This window comes from Pseudomonas fluorescens, from assembly GCF_001902145.1.
Classification (GTDB): Bacteria; Pseudomonadota; Gammaproteobacteria; order Pseudomonadales; family Pseudomonadaceae; genus Aquipseudomonas; species Aquipseudomonas fluorescens_BV.
Genome location: NZ_MRST01000019.1, coordinates 1 through 18,653 on the forward strand (window position 1 = coordinate 1; position 18,653 = coordinate 18,653).

The 18,653-nt window shown below is 62.1% G+C and carries 17 protein-coding genes and 1 pseudogene; 6 read left to right on the plus strand and 12 right to left on the minus strand.

From position 1 onward, the window contains the following. A partial coding sequence (locus tag BUE92_RS06035) for a TPM domain-containing protein (RefSeq protein ID WP_073522538.1) occupies positions 1–676 on the minus strand: 676 nt, incomplete at its 3' end. Positions 677–694: 18 nt separating this feature from the next. Continuing rightward, positions 695–1,306, minus strand: coding sequence for a LemA family protein (locus BUE92_RS06040; protein ID WP_014717327.1), 612 nt, complete (start codon positions 1,304–1,306; stop codon positions 695–697). 245 nt (positions 1,307–1,551) lie between these two features. Between BUE92_RS06040 and bglX the strand changes: the two genes are divergently transcribed. After that, entirely contained in the window at positions 1,552–3,843 is a 2,292-nt protein-coding gene (bglX, locus tag BUE92_RS06045; RefSeq protein WP_073522540.1) for a beta-glucosidase BglX, read from the plus strand. A gap of 131 nt (positions 3,844–3,974) precedes the next feature. Here the strand turns inward: bglX and BUE92_RS06050 are convergent, their stop codons facing one another. The 8 genes from BUE92_RS06050 to BUE92_RS06085 form a co-directional block, all read right to left on the minus strand. Continuing rightward, complete coding sequence (locus tag BUE92_RS06050) at positions 3,975–5,132, minus strand: phospholipase D-like domain-containing protein (protein WP_073522542.1); 1,158 nt, start codon at positions 5,130–5,132, stop codon at positions 3,975–3,977. 1 nt (position 5,133) lies between these two features. After that, the gene (locus BUE92_RS06055; RefSeq protein ID WP_073522544.1) at positions 5,134–5,715 is read right to left on the minus strand and encodes a YceI family protein; all 582 of its coding nucleotides are present in this window, start codon (positions 5,713–5,715) and stop codon (positions 5,134–5,136) included. A 171-nt stretch (positions 5,716–5,886) separates the two neighbouring features. Beyond that, positions 5,887–6,645, minus strand: coding sequence for a helix-turn-helix domain-containing protein (locus BUE92_RS06060; RefSeq protein ID WP_073522546.1), 759 nt, complete (start codon positions 6,643–6,645; stop codon positions 5,887–5,889). A gap of 65 nt (positions 6,646–6,710) precedes the next feature. Further along, positions 6,711–8,153: an amidase gene (locus BUE92_RS06065; protein WP_073522548.1), complete on the minus strand. Its 1,443-nt coding sequence runs from the start codon at positions 8,151–8,153 to the stop codon at positions 6,711–6,713. Beyond that, positions 8,150–9,460 carry a citrate-proton symporter gene (locus BUE92_RS06070; RefSeq protein ID WP_073522549.1) on the minus strand — a complete coding sequence of 437 codons (1,311 nt, stop codon included), beginning with the start codon at positions 9,458–9,460 and terminating at the stop codon, positions 8,150–8,152. Before BUE92_RS06070 ends, BUE92_RS06065 begins: the two co-directional genes overlap by 4 nt. Positions 9,461–9,628: 168 nt before the next feature. Beyond that, positions 9,629–10,807: a M20 aminoacylase family protein gene (locus BUE92_RS06075; RefSeq protein WP_073522551.1), complete on the minus strand. Its 1,179-nt coding sequence runs from the start codon at positions 10,805–10,807 to the stop codon at positions 9,629–9,631. A gap of 258 nt (positions 10,808–11,065) precedes the next feature. Continuing rightward, positions 11,066–11,380 (minus strand): amidase, encoded by a 315-nt coding sequence (locus BUE92_RS06080; protein ID WP_073522554.1) that lies wholly within the window; start codon positions 11,378–11,380, stop codon positions 11,066–11,068. Continuing rightward, the gene (locus BUE92_RS06085; protein ID WP_073522556.1) at positions 11,377–12,450 is read right to left on the minus strand and encodes a serine hydrolase domain-containing protein; all 1,074 of its coding nucleotides are present in this window, start codon (positions 12,448–12,450) and stop codon (positions 11,377–11,379) included. The genes BUE92_RS06080 and BUE92_RS06085 overlap by 4 nt, the downstream gene beginning before the upstream one ends. Before the next feature lie 184 nt (positions 12,451–12,634). Here BUE92_RS06085 and olsB point away from each other — a divergent pair, with 184 nt between their 5' ends. Next, complete coding sequence (olsB, locus tag BUE92_RS06090; RefSeq protein WP_003189352.1) at positions 12,635–13,390, plus strand: L-ornithine N(alpha)-acyltransferase; 756 nt, start codon at positions 12,635–12,637, stop codon at positions 13,388–13,390. Then, the gene (locus tag BUE92_RS06095) at positions 13,390–14,181 is read left to right on the plus strand and encodes a lysophospholipid acyltransferase family protein (RefSeq protein WP_073522558.1); all 792 of its coding nucleotides are present in this window, start codon (positions 13,390–13,392) and stop codon (positions 14,179–14,181) included. The genes olsB and BUE92_RS06095 overlap by 1 nt, the downstream gene beginning before the upstream one ends. Positions 14,182–14,293: 112 nt before the next feature. Here the strand turns inward: BUE92_RS06095 and BUE92_RS06100 are convergent, their stop codons facing one another. Continuing rightward, positions 14,294–14,878, minus strand: a complete 585-nt coding sequence (locus BUE92_RS06100; RefSeq protein ID WP_073522560.1) for an acyl carrier protein phosphodiesterase — start codon at positions 14,876–14,878, stop codon at positions 14,294–14,296. 155 nt (positions 14,879–15,033) lie between these two features. Between BUE92_RS06100 and BUE92_RS06105 the strand changes: the two genes are divergently transcribed. Genes BUE92_RS06105 through BUE92_RS06115 form a run of 3 tightly spaced genes read left to right on the plus strand, consistent with a single transcriptional unit; the run spans position 15,034 to position 17,614 of the window. Further along, the gene (locus BUE92_RS06105) at positions 15,034–15,345 is read left to right on the plus strand and encodes an ArsR/SmtB family transcription factor (protein ID WP_073522562.1); all 312 of its coding nucleotides are present in this window, start codon (positions 15,034–15,036) and stop codon (positions 15,343–15,345) included. A 19-nt stretch (positions 15,346–15,364) separates the two neighbouring features. After that, positions 15,365–16,531 (plus strand): MFS transporter, encoded by a 1,167-nt coding sequence (locus tag BUE92_RS06110; RefSeq protein ID WP_073522563.1) that lies wholly within the window; start codon positions 15,365–15,367, stop codon positions 16,529–16,531. Between the two features lie 27 nt (positions 16,532–16,558). Further along, positions 16,559–17,614 (plus strand): alkene reductase, encoded by a 1,056-nt coding sequence (locus tag BUE92_RS06115; RefSeq protein ID WP_073522565.1) that lies wholly within the window; start codon positions 16,559–16,561, stop codon positions 17,612–17,614. 337 nt (positions 17,615–17,951) lie between these two features. Here BUE92_RS06115 and BUE92_RS06120 read toward each other — a convergent pair. Continuing rightward, a pseudogene (locus BUE92_RS06120) lies at positions 17,952–18,574 on the minus strand (TetR family transcriptional regulator). Positions 18,575–18,653 lie beyond the last annotated feature (79 nt).

Consider the following 18,653-nt stretch of genomic DNA (forward strand, 5'->3'; position numbering starts at 1 on the left):
CGCCCCCACCACCGCCGCGCCCGCTGCTGTTGAGAATCGCCAGCAGGATAGCGCCCACTGGCAAGCCCATGCGATTGCACAGCCACAGCACGCCGATCAGCAGAATAAACAGGCCGATGGAAAAACCGGGATTATCCATGGCGAAGTTCGCATCCGCCACATGAGCCGGCACCGCCAAGGGCTCACCGCCCACCACCTGGATCATCGCGGCCACGCCGTCGCTGATGCCCTGGCTGAAATTGCCGACCTTGAACTTGGGCAGGATCACCTGGTTGATGATCACCCAGGATTGCGCATCCGTCAGCACGCCTTCCAGGCCATACCCGACTTCGATGCGCAATTGGCGGTCATCACGGGAGACGATCAACAGCGCGCCGTTGTCCTTGCCCTTCTGGCCAATGCCCCACTGGCGGCCCAATTGATAACCGTAGTCCTCAATGGGCACGCCTTGCAGGTCGGGCACGGTGACCACCACCAGCTGGTCACCCGAGGTTTGCTCCAGCGCTTGCAATTGCTGCGTCAGTTGCTCGCGCACAGCCGGGTTGATCATCTGCGCGCTGTCCACCACCCGCCCGGTCAGCGCCGGGAAGGTCAGCGCCGGGAAGGTCAGCGCCGCCTGGGCCACGCCCACGCAGGCCAACAGCCACAGCGCCAGGCCTATCCGTAATAAACGCATCGACACCTCAGTGCAGCCTTATTTGAACTTCACTTGCGGCGCTTTATCGGCATCGGCGCTGGTGGCTTCAAACGTGGCGCGGATCGGCAAGTCGCTGTACATCACGCTGTGCCACAGGCGGCCCGGGAAGGTGCGGATCTCGGTGTTGTAGGCCTGCACGGCCTGGATAAAGTCACGGCGAGACACGGCGATACGGTTCTCGGTGCCTTCAAGTTGCGATTGCAAGGCCAGGAAGTTCTGGTTGGCCTTCAGGTCCGGGTAACGCTCGGACACCACCATCAAACGGCTGAGTGCGCCACTCAGGCCATCCTGGGCTTGCTGGAACTGCTTGAGTTTTTCCGGGTTATCGAGCGTGCTGGCATCCACCTGGATCGAGGTGGCCTTGGCCCGTGCTTCAATCACCGCAGTGAGGGTTTCCTGTTCGTGGGCGGCATACGCCTTCACCGTTTCCACCAGGTTGGGGATCAGGTCGGCACGGCGCTGGTACTGGTTCTGCACCTGGCCCCAGGCGGCCTTGGCCTGTTCGTCCAGGGTCGGGATGTTGTTGATGCCGCAACCGCTCAGCACGCTGCTGATCAGTAACAGCGCCGCAGCCTTGAAGCCCCAGCGATAAGTGTGTGCTGCTTGCATGGTGTTTCTCCTGCCCGATCTTGATGGAATGTGACGACTAACCCTATAAACCACGCGCTTGGGGCATAATCCGCCACCACTGGAATGCTTCGAGCCAATCAGCTACAAAGATGCCCAGCGCGAAAAAGAGTTCAGAGTGTGCTGCATTTATCTGAACAACACCCGAACAACAATAGACGTTCCCCACATTTTGGTTGGCCGACAGCATCGCTTGAATGCTGCGCAATAGCCGAAAAAGGATATTCATGAAGAAGCTGTGTTTGCTCGGCCTTGTTGCCACTCTGGCCACTCACCCCGTATGGGCAGAAACAAAGCCTGCTGCGCTTAACGACAAGGACGCCTTCGTCAGCGACCTGCTCAAGCAAATGACCCTGGATGAGAAGATCGGCCAATTGCGCCTGATCAGCATCGGCCCGGAAATGCCCCGGGAGCTGATCCGCCAGGAAATCGCCGCCGGCCGCATCGGTGGCACGTTCAACTCCATCACCCGCCCGGAAAACCGTCCGATGCAGGACGCGGCCATGCGCAGCCGCTTGAAGATCCCCATGTTCTTCGCCTACGACGTGATCCACGGCCACCGCACCATTTTCCCGATCAGCCTGGCCCTGGCCTCCAGCTGGGACATGGACGCCATCGGCCGCTCCGGGCGCATCGCCGCCCAGGAAGCCGCTGCCGACAGCCTCGACATCACGTTTGCGCCGATGGTCGATATCTCCCGCGACCCACGCTGGGGCCGCACCTCCGAAGGTTTCGGTGAAGACACCTACCTGGTGTCACGCATTGCCGAAGTCATGGTCAAGGCGTTCCAGGGCACCAGCCCTGCGAATGCCGACAGCCTCATGGCCAGCGTCAAGCACTTCGCTCTCTATGGCGCGGTGGAAGGCGGGCGCGACTACAACGTGGTCGACATGAGCCCGGTCAAGATGTACCAGGACTACCTGCCGCCCTACCACGCGGCGATCAAGGCCGGCTCCGGCGGCGTGATGGTGGCGCTCAACTCGATCAACGGCGTGCCTGCCACGGCCAACACCTGGCTGATGAACGACCTGCTGCGCAAGGACTGGGGCTTCAAGGGCCTGACCGTCAGCGACCACGGCGCGATCGTCGAGCTGATCAAGCACGGCGTGGCCAAGGACGGGCGTGAAGCCGCCAAGCTGGCGATCAAGGCCGGCATCGACATGAGCATGAACGACTCGCTGTACGGCAAGGAATTGCCTGGGTTGCTCAAGTCCGGCGAGATCCAGCAGAGCGACATCGACAACGCCGTGCGCGAAGTGCTCGGCGCCAAGTACGACATGGGCCTGTTCAAGGACCCGTACCTGCGCATCGGCAAGGCCGAGGATGACCCGGTCGACACCTACGCCGACAGCCGCCTGCACCGCACCGAGGCCCGCGACATTGCGCGTCGCAGCCTGGTGTTGCTGAAAAACCACAACGACACCCTGCCGCTGAAAAAATCCGCGACCATTGCCCTGGTCGGCCCGCTGGCCAAGGCACCCATCGACATGATGGGCAGTTGGGCTGCTGCCGGCCGGCCTGCGCAGTCGGTGACCCTGCTCGACGGCATGAACGCCGTGATCGGCGAAAAAGGCAAAGTCATCTATGCCCGTGGCGCCAACATCACCGGCGACAAAGCGGTGCTCGACTACCTCAACTTCCTCAACTTCGATGCCCCGGAAGTGGTGGACGACCCGCGCCCTGCCCAGGTGCTGATTGACGAAGCGGTGAAGGCGGCGAAGAACGCCGACGTTATCGTCGCGGCGGTGGGCGAGTCCCGTGGCATGTCCCACGAGTCGTCGAGCCGCACCGACCTGAACATCCCGCAAAGCCAGCGCGACTTGATCAAGGCCCTCAAAGCCACCGGCAAACCGCTGGTGCTGGTGCTGATGAACGGCCGTCCGCTGTCGATTCTCGAAGAGAACCAACAGGCCGATGCGATCCTGGAAACCTGGTTCGCCGGCACCGAAGGCGGCAACGCCATTGCCGACGTGCTGTTCGGCGACTACAACCCATCGGGCAAGCTACCGATCACCTTCCCGCGTTCGGTGGGGCAGATTCCGACCTACTACAACCACCTGACCATCGGCCGACCGTTCACCCCAGGCAAGCCGGGCAACTACACCTCGCAGTACTTCGATGACACCACCGGTCCCCTGTTTCCGTTTGGCTATGGCCTGAGCTACACCACGTTCAGCCTGTCGGACATGGCGCTGTCGTCCACCACGCTGAACAAGACCGGCAAGCTCGACGCCAGCGTCACCGTGAAGAACACCGGCAAGGTCGATGGCGAAACGGTTGTGCAGTTGTATATCCAGGACGTGGCCGGCTCGATGATCCGCCCGATCAAGGAGCTGAAGAACTTCCAGAAGGTCATGCTCAAGGCCGGCGAAGCGCGCACGCTGCACTTCACCATCACCGAGGACGAGCTGAAGTTCTACAACAGCCAGCTCAAGTTCGCGGCGGAACCGGGTGAGTTCAATGTGCAGATCGGGCTGGACTCCCAGGATGTGCAGCAACAAACCTTCGAACTGCTCTGATCTGAAGCTGTATGTAGGAGCGAGCTTGCTCGCGAAAAACTCACAAGCGCCGCGTTCATTCAGAAAGCCCGCGTTATCGTTGACGTTTTTCGCGAGCAAGCTCGCTCCTACATTGGATTGAGGTGACCCGCCTAGCCGCGCCGATCCAGCAAATTGACTACCAACCGATCAATCCAGCCCCACACCCGCTGCTTCACCCGCCGCCACAAAGGCCGCGCCTTCCATGCCTCCAGGCTCACCACCTGGCTTTGGGCAAAGTCCGCCTCGAAACTACCCACCACAGCCGCCGTCAGTTGCGGGTCCAGCGCTTCCAGGTTGGCTTCCAGGTTGAAGCGCAGATTCCAGTGATCGAAATTGCACGAACCGATGCTCACCCAATCGTCCACCAGCACCATCTTCAGGTGCAAAAAGCACGGCTGGTATTCGAAGATCTGCACCCCTGAACGCAGCAGGCGCGGGTAATAACGGTGCCCGGCGTAACGCACCGACGGGTGATCGGTGCGCGGGCCGGTGAGCAACAAACGCACGTCCACACCGCGCCCTGCCGCCCGGCGCAAGGCGCGGCGCACGCTCCAGGTTGGCAGGAAGTACGGGGTCGCCAGCCAGATACGCCCCTTGCTGCTGTTCAAAGCGCGAATCAACGATTGCAGGATGTCACGGTGCTGACGCGCATCGGCATACGCCACACGGCCCAGCCCCGGCCCGGTGGCGGGCACCTTGGGCAAGCGAGGCAAACCGAAATGGGTCGCCGGTTTCCATTCACGGCGCGCGGCGTTAGCGTGCCATTGCCGGTCGAACAGGGCCTGCCAGTCCAGCACCAGCGGGCCGCTGATCTGCACCATCACTTCATGCCAGTCGGCGGTGTCTTGCCCCGGCGTCCAGAACTCGTCGGTGACACCGGTGCCGCCGACCACCGCAATGCGCTGGTCGATCAGCAGCAGCTTGCGATGGTCGCGATACAGGTTGCGCATCCAGCGCCGCCAGTTCAGGCGGTTGTAAAAGCGCAGCGCCACGCCGGCATCGGTCAAGCGCTTGCGCAGCCCCAGGGTAAACGCCAGGCTGCCGTAATCGTCGAACAGGCAACGCACCTGCACGCCGCGTTCGGCGGCCAGCACCAGTGCCTGCACCATGGCCTCGGCGCAGGCCCCGGCTTCGACCAGGTATAATTCAAGGTCAACCTGCTGCTCGGCCCGGGCGATACCTACCAGCATCTGCGGGAAGAAATTCGGCCCGTCGATCAGCAATTCGAACTGATTGGCGCTGCGCCACGGGAACACCGCGCCGCTCATGTCAGCGCGCCGTGAAGATCAGCACCGCACCCACCGGCACCGACAAACTGATCGACTTGAGCCCCGCCGCCTTGCGCAAGGTAGCCACGCCGGGCGCCAGGTCGAAATCTTCGGCATGCAGCACCACCGGCTCCAGGGTTACCACCTGGAAACGCCGCTCATCCAGGCGCGTGGCCAGCAGTTCGGCGCTGTAGGTCTGGGTCTTGCCGTGCAGCGTGACGCTCAAGGGCAAGCGCAATTCCAACTGCGCGCCGGACGCCAGGTCATTGATGGGCTGCAGATTGATTTGCGCACTGATCTGCGCTTCGGGGAAGGTCTTGATCTCGAACAGCTCTTTACGCATACGCTCGTCGCGCAGCGGGATGCCGCTGTTGATTGAGTCCAGCTCGACTTCCAGCCGCGCCGCGCCTTTGGCGTCGACCTTGCCATGCAGCACCAGGAAGCGCTGGACTTCAGCCATCTCGGTGTTTTTGGTGGTGACGAAGGACAGGCGTGAGGATTCGTTATCCAGGTACCAGTCGGCGTGGGCGGGCACGGCAGCACAGGTCAGCAGCGCGAGGACCAGAGGTTTGACATTGAACATAAAGACTCGTGGGGCAAAAAACCTGGGCGAACCTTAAGCGCAATCTCACAACCGGCGCAAATTCAATGTGGGAGCTGGCTTGCCTGCGATGGCGGTGTATCAGTCAACCATTTCTCGCCTGGCAGACCGCTATCGCAGGCAAGCCAGCTCCCACAGGGTTTTGCAGTGTTTTCATACAAGCGTTCGCTGCACTTCGCAGACCGCCTGTTCAAGGCTGGCCATATGCAAATTCAACACCCGCTCCACCGGCGCCTGATGCATCGGCCAATGCAATGCCATGCTCCCCACCAAGCGGCCATTGGCACGCACCGGCAGCGCCACCGCCCGGATCAGGAAGGGCAAACGCACCGGGTATTCCCAATAGCCCTCGGTACGCTGGCCGAAGCCCTGATGCTGCGTTTGCTCGCATGCGCGATAGTGCTCGTCTGCCGCCACATGATTGCGGCCTGCCAGGCGCTGTACTTCTTCAGCCGGCAATTGCGTCAGGCAGGCCTTGCCCATCGCCGAGTGGAACAGGCTGGCGTACTGGCCGACGATCTGGCAGTTGTTCGGGTACAGCTTGCGCAACACGCTGGGGATCGCGCTTTCCATGACCTCCAGGCGCTCGCCATCGAAGCACGACAAGTCCACCACCAGCCCGGTGCGCTCGCTGAGTTCCAGCAACCAGGGCGCGGCGCTCTCCACCACCTGGCGCTTGAAGCGTTGCTGGGTATCGCCGAACAAGCGCCGGGCACGCAGGCGGTAACGCCGATCACTCAGGCCCCGATAGACCCAGCCCTGCTCCTGCAAGGTCAGCAACATGCGCGACACCGTGGCCTTGGGCAAGCGGGTGAGGTAGTGCAGCTCTTCCAGCCCCAGGGCCTGGTGCTCGCCCAGCAACTCGACGATTGCCAGAGCGCGCTCAACCGAGCGTACGGTGCCTGTCTCCATGTTCGATCTCCCTGTTGCCGGTGGATGATCTTTTTTTCACAGCAAGATACAGGCCCGGTTACCGCTCAGCGGGTCGTTGCAAGGCACGCCGGTGGCCGGCGTTGTACCCATTGGGTCAGCTGTTCATGGGCGTAAGCCAATTGCAGCACGGCCCTGTCGGCCTGGGCCGGGCCAATGATTTGCAGGCCCATGGGCAAGCCCTGGGGGTTGAAACCCACGGGGATGCTCATGCTCGGCAAACCGGCGAGGGTCGGGCCGATCACCACCTCCATCCAACGGTGATAGGTGTCCATTTCACGCCCGCCGACGAGGCGCGGCCAAGGCTGTTGTGCATCGAAAGGGAACACCTGGGCAGTGGGCAACAGCAGGAAATCGTAACGTTCAAACAACTTGGCCAAGGCGCGGTACCACTCACTGCGATCCACCGACGCCTGGTAAACCTGGTGGGCACTCAAGCCCTGGCCGCCCTCCACTTCCCACTGGGCCTCGGGTTTGAGCAGGGCGCGTTTTTGCGGGTTGGCGTAGGCCGCGCCGAGGTTTCCGTGCACCAGCCAATGGCGGTGTACCAACCAGCAGCGCCACAGGCGCGCCATGGAAAAGTCCGTTTGGCAGCTGTGCACTTCACAGCCCAACCTGGCGAAATCATCCAGCGCCGCTTCGCACAGGCTCATCACCCCATCATCCATCGGCAGATAACCGTTGTAGTCCCCCAGCCAACCGAGGCGCGCGCCCTTGAAGTCGCGCTGCAACGGCTGGCCCAGCACCGCCGGGTCGCCCTGGGAGGACAGCGGCGTGCGGGGGTCGTAACCGGCCTGGATGCTCAGCAACCGCGCCACATCCGTCACGCTGCGCCCCATCGGGCCTTCGGTGCCCAGTTGCTGCACGAACAGTTCCGGCATCGGGCCGTGGGGCACCCGCCCCTGGGAGGGGCGCAAGCCGAACACGTTGTTGAATGCCGCCGGGTTGCGCAGCGAGCCCATCATGTCGCTGCCGTCGGCCACCGGCAGCATGCGTAGCGCCAGGGCCACCGCCGCTCCGCCACTGCTACCGCCGGCCGCCAGGCGCGGGTCATAGGCATTGCCGGTGGTGCCGAACAGCGTGTTGTAGGTATGGGAGCCCAGGCCGAACTCCGGCACGTTGGTCTTGCCGATGATGATCGCGCCACTGGCCCGCACCCGCGCCACACTGATGGCGTCTTCGCCCGGCACATGCTCGGCGAACAACGGCGAGCCCAAGGTGGTGCGCAAGCCCCGGGTGGCCGCCAGGTCCTTGATGGCCTGGGGCATGCCATGCATCCAGCCACGGGAATGGCCCCGGTCCAACTCACGGTCACACGCCCTCGCCTCGGCCAGCACCGCCTCGCTGTCGCGCAACGACACCAGCGCATTCACGCCAGGGTTAAAGCGCTGGATCTGCATCAGGTACGCCTGCATCACCTCTTCGCACGACACCTGCCGCCCGTGAATGGCCCGCGACAGTTCAGTGGCATCCCAATCAACAATACTCAAGGCTTCACCTCTCTGGAAAACGGCAACGGCTTGCTCGCCCGGGGTGCCTCGCGCATGCAGTAAGTGCCCAGCAGCGTGAGCACACACGCAAACAATACATAGAACGACGGCGCAACCGGCGTGCCCAGCACCTTGCTCAGCCAGGTCACGATCAACGGCGCGAAACCACCGAATACCATTACCGCCACGTTATAGGCCACCGACACACCGGTCGAGCGCACCTCAATAGGGAACTGTTCGGCCAATGCCGTCGGCGCTGGCCCGAAGAACCCGCCAATCGCCGTGCACAACATCACCTGCATCACCAGCAGGCGCTCGATGGACGGCGCGGCGGCCACCCACACATACAACGGGTAGACCATCAGGAAGAACGCCAGGGTGAAGGCCATCAACACCGGTCGCCGTCCCAATCGATCCGAGAGCAGGCCGGACAAGGGGATCACCACGGTCATCAGCGCCACCGCAAACATCTGCACCATCAGCACCTGGTCCAGCGGCAGGCCGAGGTTCTTGTGGGCGAAGGTCGGCATGTTCACCAGCACCACGTAGAACGACACCGTCGCCCCGCAGGCCAGGCCCATGGACACCAGAATACTGCGCCGATGTTCGCGCAGCACCTGCATGAGGCTCGGCGCCGGGCCGGTGGCGTTTTTACGCGCCTGGATAAATTCTTCCGGGTCTTCCATGTGCCGACGAATCCACAACCCCACCGGGCCGATCAACAAGCCCAGCACAAACGGCAGGCGCCAGCCCCACAGGTCGAGGGTTTCAGGCGAAAAGAAATGCGTGACCAACGCCACCATCGCCGCCCCGCCGAACACCGCCAGGCATTGCCCTACCAATTGCCAGGAACCATACAGGCCCTTGCGATGGGCCGGTGCGCTCTCTACCAAAAATGCCGTGGCACTCGCGTACTCACCGCCCGTTGCAAAGCCCTGCAGCATGCGCGCCACCACGATCAACAACGGCGCGCCCATGCCAATAGCGGCATAGTTCGGCGCGAAGGCGATCAGCGCGATGGACACGGTCATCAGCCGGATAATCAACTGCATTGCCGCCTTGCGGCCTTTGCGGTCAGCGTAGATACCCAACAGGATGCCGCCCACCGGGCGCATGAAAAAGCCCACGCCGAAGGTCGCCAGCGCCATCAGCAGCGAGGCGTATTCGTCCTCCGAGGGGAAGAACTGCCGGGCGATGATGCTAGCCAGGAAACCGTAAACGATGAAGTCATACCATTCCAACGCGTTGCCGATCACCGCCGCCACCACTTGGCGGGTGCGGGAAACGCCGGGTTTTGCAGTCTGCATGAGGAACACTCCATTCAACCGATCAGGGAAAGGGTCCAGCGGCAGAAAAAGCGTTGCTGTAGGAGCGAGCTTGCTCGCGAAGGTCGTTAACGCTGACGCAGCGCTTTCAGGGAGCCCCTGTCGCCTGTGCGTTTTTCGCGAGCAAGCTCGCTCCTACAAGGGTTCGGGTTATCCGGCCGGCTTGAGCCAGCTCTCGGCCAGCGCGCCCCAGTAGGCGGCGCCGGTCAGCAGGATGTCGTCGTTGAAGTCATAGGCGGGGTTGTGCACCATCGGCCGCGACACGCCGTTGCCGATAAACAGGTAACTGCCGGGGCAGCGCTGCAGCATCCAGGCGAAGTCTTCGCTGCCCATCAGCGTGCGGGTGTTGCCATCTACGGCGTCGGCACCGAGCAAGGCCACGCCGACCTGACGGGCGAATTCGGTTTCTTCGGCGTGATTGACCAGCACCGGGTAGGCCGGGCGGTGTTCGACCTGCACCGTGCAGCCGAAGCTGGCGGCCTGGGTCTGGATGATCGCGTTGACCCGTTCCAGCATCTGTTCGCGTACCTTGGGGTTAAGTGCGCGCAAGCTCAGGCGCAACAGGGCTTGCTGGGGAATCACATTGGCGGCTTGCCCTGCTTGAAGGGCGCCGACCGTGACCACGGCAGCTTCCTGGGTGTCGATATTGCGCGCTACCACCGTTTGCAAGGCCATGACCATACTGGCGGCAGCCACCAGCGGATCGACGGTAAGGTGCGGCATGGAGCCATGGCCACCTACGCCTTCGAGCGTCACGGTGAGCAGATCCTGGGAGGCCATCATCGGGCCCACTCTCAAGCCCAGATGCCCCGCCGGCAAGCCCGGCATATTGTGCATGCCGAACAGCCCATCGCAGGGGAAGCGTTCCAGCAAGCCGTCCGCCAACATCGCCTCGGCGCCGCCCTGGCCTTCTTCGGCGGGTTGGAAAATCAGGTTCAAGGTGCCGTCGAATTGCCGCGTCGCCGCCAAGTAACGCGCGGCGCCGAGCAACATGGTGGTGTGGCCGTCATGCCCGCAGGCGTGCATGCAACCGGCGTGCTGGCTGGTATAGGAAGCGCCAGTGTTTTCGACGATGGGCAAGGCGTCCATGTCGGCGCGAATCCCCAGAGTGCGCGAGCTGTTGCCATTGCGCAGCACGCCGACCACGCCGGTCTTGCCGATGCCGGTGTGCACCTCGTAACCCCACTCCTTGAGTGACTGTGCGACCAGCGCTGAGGTGCGGTTCTCTTCAAAGCCGAGTTCGGGGTGGGCGTGAATATCGTGACGCACAGCGTGCAAGTCGCTGGCAACGTCGCTGAGCCAATCCAGGATGTGCTGGTGCGGGCGCATGGTGATTCTCCTCACAGGCGGGTGGTCCCGTTCTTGTTGGCGACACATCGACAGCTAAGCGCGATGTGGGCGTGAGGACAATCAAAGGTGGTTCCACCCTGTGGAACCTCAGGGCCGGTTCTTTTTCCGAGAACCCACGCAGATAATCTAAATGTGGGAGCTGGCTTGCCTGCGATGGCGGCGGCACAGGCACCAGTGATGTTGGCTGACCTGGCGCTATCGCAGGCAAGCCAGCTCCCACAGGGGAATTTGGGTGTGTCAGGGGTTGAGGCGGCAGCCTTGACGGTCGCCCAACCACCGCGCCGTGTGCGTACGCCCTAAACCGCTTGCCGTGACTTCACTGCGTTCCGGAGAGTCAGTGAACGCACTGGTTGGCACGTACTGCTTCACATACCCCAGGCAATACTGCGCCGGGTTGTTCGCCACATACCGGCACGAGCAATACTCCTTGGCCGTGTACGCCGCGATGATGTCGGGGAAGGCTTGCAGGTTGACGCGCTCGTGCCAAACCCAGCCCAACAGGGCGAAAAACAACACCAGTAAAACGCTGAGGAACGGATGACGACGGATCATGAGCGCACCGCCGCCAGCACACGCTTGAGCAATTCGTTATGCCGGTAACTGCCATCCCGATCATCGCCGTAACGCACGATCACCAGGTGTTCGTCGGGCAGCACAAACAGCGCCTGGCCCCAGTGCCCCAACGCGGCGAAGGTGGTGGCCGGTGCGTCGGGCCAGGGTTGGGGGGCGCCGGTGTTGAGCCACCAATGACCACCTGGCACGGCTTCATCCTGGCCGGCTTTGTAGTGGTCGAAGGGCCGGCGGTTGAAGGCGACCCAGTCCTTGGGCAGCAGTTGCCGCTCGCCCCAACGTCCATCCCGCGCCATCAGTAGCCCTACTCGTGCCAGGTCCCGGGCCGTGAGGTAGGCATAGGACGACGCGACAAACGTCTCATCGGCATCGGTTTCCCAGGTGGCGTTGCGTATGCCCAGGGGCTGGAACAGCGCGTCCCACGGGTAGGTCATGTAGGCCTTGTGGCCGAGCATGCCCTTGAGCGCGGCGGACAGGATATTGCTGTCGCCACTGGAATAACGGAAAGCCTGGCCAGGGGCGGCGACGGCCTCGATATCCGCCGTGAATTGCGCCATGTCGGTGTGGCCACGGGTGTAGAGCATCGCCACCACCGAAGATTTCAATGGGGCGTACTCGTAGTCTTCCTGCCAATCCAACCCCGAGGCCCAGTGCAGCAAGTCGGCCATGCTCACCTTGGGGTGCTGCTTCATCGGCGGGTAGAAACGTGCGACAGGGTCGCCGAGTTTGAAGCGGCCCTGCCCATAGGCCACGCCCAGCACGGTAGCCATCAGGCTTTTGCTGACGGACCAGGTCAGGTGCGGCGTGCTGATCGTGGTAGGCGCGGCGTAGCGTTCATAGATGATTTCGCCATCCCGAATGACCAGCAACGCATCGGTGCGAATACCGTTGCGGGTGGCATTGTCACGGGGTGGGAAAGCGTAGGCGTCCAGGGCATCGACAGCGGGACCGGTGAGGGCTGTGCCCACGGCCCACTCCTTTTCAGGCCAGATTTCAGCGCGGGCATTCACGGTGACAAACAGCAGGGCAACGCACAACAGGCCTCGGACCATGGACGCAAACTCAAGGGGGCATTCAAGCCCGCGAGCCTAGCTCACGCCAGTGACAGATTTGCGACAAGGGGGCTGTCATCCAACCGTCACCGTAACTTCATGGAGCTGACACCGAGGCTACATAGCCTGACTTTGGACAACAAAGTCGACTGGCCGCAACCTGGCCGGCACTCGGAGACTCGCTATGACTCAGATCGCCCGCATCAGCGACAAAGGCAATGAACGCCGTCTGCAAGCCGAACGCCTGGTAGGCGCACAGGCATTGCAGGAAGCCCAGGCCCTGCGGTTCAACGTGTTCAGCGGCGAGTTCAACGCCAAGCTGAAAGGCGCGGAACTGGGTCTGGACATGGATGACTATGATGTTCACTGCAGCCATATCGGCGTGCGGGACTTGAACAGCGGTCGACTCGTCGCGACTACCCGCCTGCTCGACCACCAGGCCGCCAGCACCCTGGGCCGGTTCTACAGTGAAGAAGAATTCAGCCTGCATGGCCTGCTGCACTTGCAGGGCCCGATCCTGGAAATTGGCCGCACCTGCGTCGACCCTGCCTATCGCAATGGCGGCACCATCGCGGTGTTGTGGGGCGAGTTGGCCGAAGTGCTCAATCAGGGCGGCTACAGCTACCTGATGGGCTGCGCGAGCATCCCGATGCACGATGGCGGCATCCAGGCCCACGCGATCATGCAGCGCTTGCGCGAGCGCTACCTGTGCAACGAACACCTGCGCGCCGAACCGAAAAAACCACTGCCGGCCCTGGACCTGCCGTCCAACGTCATCGCCGAAATGCCGCCGCTGCTCAAGGCCTACATGCGCCTGGGCGCGAAGATCTGCGGCGAGCCGTGCTGGGATGAAGACTTCCAGGTGGCCGACGTGTTTATCCTGCTCAAGCGCGACGAGCTGTGCCCGCGTTATGCACGCCACTTCAAGGCGGCCATGTGATGAACCGCCTGCGCATTTACGGGCGCATCGCCCGCGTGCTGTTGGTGGTGGGGCTGGGGTTGAGCATGGCCAGTGTGTTTGGCCTGTTCGAGCGCCTGGGCGTGGCTAACTCGATGGTGCGGCGCCAGCGCTGGTCGCGCTTCTTCATGGCGCGACTGACCAACGCCCTGCCCTTTCGCGTGACGGTGCATGGCGAGTTGCCGCAAACGCCGATGCTGTGGGTGAGCAATCATGTGTCATGGACGGATATCCCGTTGCTGGGCATGGTGGCGCCGATGTCGTTTTTGTCCAAGGCCGAGGTGCGCACCTGGCCGGTGGCCGGCTGGCTGGCGGCCAAGGCTGGCAGCCTGTTTATTCGTCGCGGATCAGGTGACAGCCAACTGATCCGCAAGCAGATGACCCGCCATCTGGAGCAACAGCACCCCTTGCTGATGTTCCCCGAAGGCACCACCACCGACGGGCGCGGCCTGCGCACGTTCCACGGGCGCTTGCTGGCCAGCGCGATCGACGCGGATGTGTCACTGCAGCCGGTAGCGATTCGGTATCTGCGCGACGGCCAAGTCGACCCGCTGGCGCCATTCATTGGCGATGATGATTTGCTCTCGCACCTGATGCGCTTGTTTTCCAACGACCAGGGCGATGTAGAGATTCATGTGCTCAAACCGATTGCCTGCGCCGGTCAGGAACGTGCGGCATTGGCGTATCAGGCGCAGCAGGCGGTGCAGAAGGCGTTGTTTGGGCCGTTGCCGGAAGCTGAGCAAGTGGCTGCTCGGCCTGCATTCGCAGCCTGAAGCGATGTGAACACAATCCAAATGTGGGAGCTGGCTTGCCTGCGATGGCGGTGGGTCAGTCACAAAACTCTCAACAGGTAGGCCGCTATCGCAGGCAAGCCAGCTCCCACATTCAGATCTCAGTCGTCAGTTGAGATTGTGCAAATTTCTGCAGCTCTGGGTAGAACAGCCGAAAATCTTCACTCAGCGGCTCATACAGAATCCGCAATTCCTGCATCGCATACCCCAGTTCCTCAGGCTGTGTCAGCCGCCGCGAAATCCCGCGCAGCACCTGCTCCATCACCGCGAACTCGCGATACGAGCCCAACCAATCATCCGCTGCCATATACGGCGCAATCTGCGCCAGCCGCCCCGGTAGCGCAGGTTCGGCGGCCAGTGCCCGATATACCTGGGAGGTGAAGAGCTCCAGAGGCTGGTCGGCATACAGCGCCCAATCCCGCGCCAGACAATGGTCGAAAAACACATCGAGGACGATCCCGGCATAGCGCCTGCGGGTCAGACTGAAGCGCGACAACGCCTCGCCCACCAGCGGATGGCTATCGGTAAAGCGGTCGATGGAGCGATGCAACTGGATCGCCGCTTCGATTTGCGGGCTGAACTGGCCCTGCAGGCGGCCTTTGACGAAGTCGCCATAGAGGCTGCCCAGCAATTGCGCAGGAAGTTGGCCGCCCAGGTGCAGATGTGCGAGATAATTCATGGCGCGCAGTCTACCACTGCCACCAGCATATCGTTATAACCCGATATACCGATTCGAATTGACCTCAGATCAAAATCATATTGGTCTATCGGGATATTACGATTTAAAGTTCGCCTTATCGCGATATAACGCTTTACGACACCGAGCCCCCTGCCATGCCCATCGACCTCGACGAAATAATAAAAGCCCTGGCGCACCCAGTACGACGAGACATCCTCACCTGGCTCAAAGACCCGAAAGTGCAGTTCCCCGAGCAATTGCACAACCACGAATATGGCATCTGCGCCGGGCAGATCGACCAGCGCTGCGGCCTGTCCCAGTCGACCGTGTCGGCCCACCTGGCCACCTTGCAACGGGCGGGGTTGATCAGCAGCCAGAAGGCCGGGCAATGGCACTTTTTCAAGCGCAATGAGGAAGTAATCCAAGCCTTTCTCACTGCACTCATCACCGAACTCAGCGCACCGTAATAACCAAGGAAAAGCACGCATGCCCCTCTCGCTACTCATACTGGCCCTGAGCGCCTTCGCCATCGGCACCACCGAGTTCGTCATCATGGGCTTGCTGCCCGATGTGGCGGCGGACCTGGGTGTGTCGATTCCCGGCGCCGGCTGGCTGGTCACCGGCTACGCCCTGGGCGTGGCCATCGGCGCACCGTTCATGGCACTGGCCACCGCCAGGCTGCCACGCAAGGCGGCGCTGGTAGCGTTGATGGGTATTTTCATTATCGGCAATCTGCTCTGTGCCCTGGCCAGCGACTACAACGTGCTGATGTTCGCCCGTGTGGTCACAGCGTTGTGCCACGGTGCCTTCTTCGGGATTGGCTCGGTGGTGGCAGCCAACCTGGTGCCGGCCAACAAACGAGCGTCGGCCGTGGCGCTGATGTTCACCGGGCTGACCCTGGCCAACGTGCTGGGCGTGCCCCTGGGTACGGCGCTGGGCCAGGAAGCCGGCTGGCGCTCGACCTTCTGGGCCGTGACCGTGATTGGCGTGATCGCCTTGATCGGCCTTATTCGCTTCCTGCCGGCCAAGCGTGACGAAGAAAAACTCGACATGCGCGCCGAACTGTCCGCCCTCAAGGGTGCCGGTATCTGGTTGTCGCTGAGCATGACCGCGCTGTTTGCCGCGTCCATGTTTACCCTCTTTACCTACGTCGCGCCGCTGCTGGGCGATGTCACTGGCGTGTCGCCCAAGGGCGTGACCTGGACCCTGCTGCTGATCGGCCTGGGCCTCACCGTGGGCAACATCATCGGCGGCAAACTGGCGGACAAGCGCCTGGCGGCCACCTTGATCGGCGTGTTCATCAGCATGGCGGTGGTCTCCACGGTGCTGAGCTGGACCAGCGTTGCGGTGATACCGACTGAAATCACGCTGTTCCTGTGGGCCACCGCCTCGTTCGCCGCCGTGCCGGCGCTGCAAATCAACGTGGTGACCTTCGGCAAGGCCGCGCCGAACCTGGTATCCACCCTGAACATCGGCGCCTTCAACATTGGCAACGCCCTCGGCGCCTGGGTCGGTGGCAGCGTGATTGCCCACGGCTTCGGCCTGACCAGCGTGCCCCTGGCCGCTGCAGCACTGGCGATTCTCGCGCTGCTGGTGACCCTCATCACTTTCCGTCAGGGCGCCAATGCCGACCTGGCCCCCGCGACCAACTGATCAACTTAAAGACAAAGGTATTTTCCCATGACGACTATTTTCGATCCGATCACGCTGGGCGACTTGCAACTGTCGAACCGCATCATCATGGCGCCGCTGACCCGCTGCCGCGCGGATGCCGGGCGCGTGCCCAACGCGCTGATGGCCGAGTACTATGTGCAACGCGCCTCCGCGGGGCTGATCCTCAGCGAAGCGACTTCCGTGACACCCATGGGCGTGGGCTACCCGGACACCCCCGGCATCTGGTCCAACGATCAGGTACGCGGCTGGGCCAACATTACCAAGGCCGTACATGGCGCGGGCGGCAAGATCTTCCTGCAGTTGTGGCACGTTGGCCGCATCTCCCACGAGTCCTACCTGAACGGGGAAACCCCGGTGGCCCCGAGCGCAGTTCAGGCTAAAGGCCACGTCAGCCTGGTTCGCCCATTGGCCGACTACCCAACCCCGCGCGCCCTGGAAACCGCTGAAATCGCCGACATCGTCGACGCTTATCGCACCGGCGCCGAGAACGCCAAGGCCGCCGGTTTCGACGGCGTGGAAATCCACGGCGCCAACGGCTACCTGCTCGACCAGTTCCTGCAAAGCAGCACCAACCAGCGCACCGACCAGTACGGCGGCTCTTTGGAAAACCGGGCCCGCCTGTTGCTGGAAGTCACCGACGCCGCCATCGAAGTCTGGGGCGCCGGCCGCGTGGGCGTGCACCTGGCACCGCGTGCTGATGCTCATGACATGGGCGACGACAACCTCGCCGAGACCTTCACCTACGTCGCCAGCGAACTGGGCAAGCGCGACATCGCCTTCATCTGCTCCCGCGAAAAAGAAGGTGCGGATAGCCTCGGCCCACAGCTGAAAAAAGCCTTCGGCGGCGTGTACATCGCCAACGAACGCTTCACCAAGGACAGCGCCAATGCCTGGCTGGCGGCGGGCAAAGCGGATGCAGTGGCCTTCGGTATTCCTTTCATCGCCAACCCGGACCTGCCGGCGCGACTGAAGGCCGATGCGCCGTTGAACGAGCCGCACCCGGAAACCTTCTATGGCAAAGGCCCGGTGGGTTATATCGATTACCCGACGCTGCCGATCTAACGTCATCCGCAAATACTGTAGGAGCGAGCTTGCTCGCGAAAAACTGACAGGCGCCGCGTTTATTCAGGAAGCACGCGTTATCGTTGACGTTTTTCGCGAGCAAGCTCGCTCCTACAGTATCAAGGGCAAGTCCCCTCCCACATTTGTGCCTGTGTGTAGCCCTTTGGAAACATCGCTTCACAGAACGGCAACAATATCGCTACAAAATACTTAGCCGGCTACCTATCAACCGCCCGCCAGGCCGTATATAAAGTCACCCCACAAATCAGCCAGAAGGACGATTGACCGTCCTTAGGCTTTACTGTTGACACAACTGGTCGCAATTACGCATTTTGTCTCAATTGCGCAGGCTTGGGCTCAGGCGCAGCATGTCCAGCCCTATGTCAGCCCAGCGCTCGGCGTCTTGATGCAGTTGAAAACTGTCAGGCACCAACAGCCACTGACCGATCAGACCGTGGATAAACGCATGGATGCATATGGCCCCGCGGGTGGTATCGAGCGTTTCAGGAAGTTGCCCGCGATGGACCGCGTTACGCAATGTCAGGCCGATGCGCAGGTTGCATTCCAGGCTGTGGGTCTGGCGTTGGCGGCGCATGTCACACATTTCATCGGTGAACTCGCACTTATGAAACAGGATTTCGTTGATGCGCCGGGTTTTCGGGTCCAGGGCCACTTCATGGTAGAGATGAATCAGCAACTTGCGCATACAGCCCAGCGGGTCGACTTCCTCCTCGCTTTCACTCGCGCGGGCCAATTCGTCCAGGGGTTCGTGCAGCGTATCGAGCAAGGCCTGGAGCAAATCGGACTTATTGCTGAAATGCCAATAGATAGCCCCGCGCGTCACTCCAGCCAGCGCAGCGATATCCGCCAGGGTGGTGCGCGCTCATAAAAGGCTTGCTCGGCGGCTTGGAGAATCTGGCTGCGCGTTTCCTGAGCTTCCTCTTTGGTGCGACGAACCATGGCAGTAAAACCTCAATCAGAACACTTGGGACTATCGTTAACGCAACGTTAATAGACGCGAACGATCATCTGAATAATT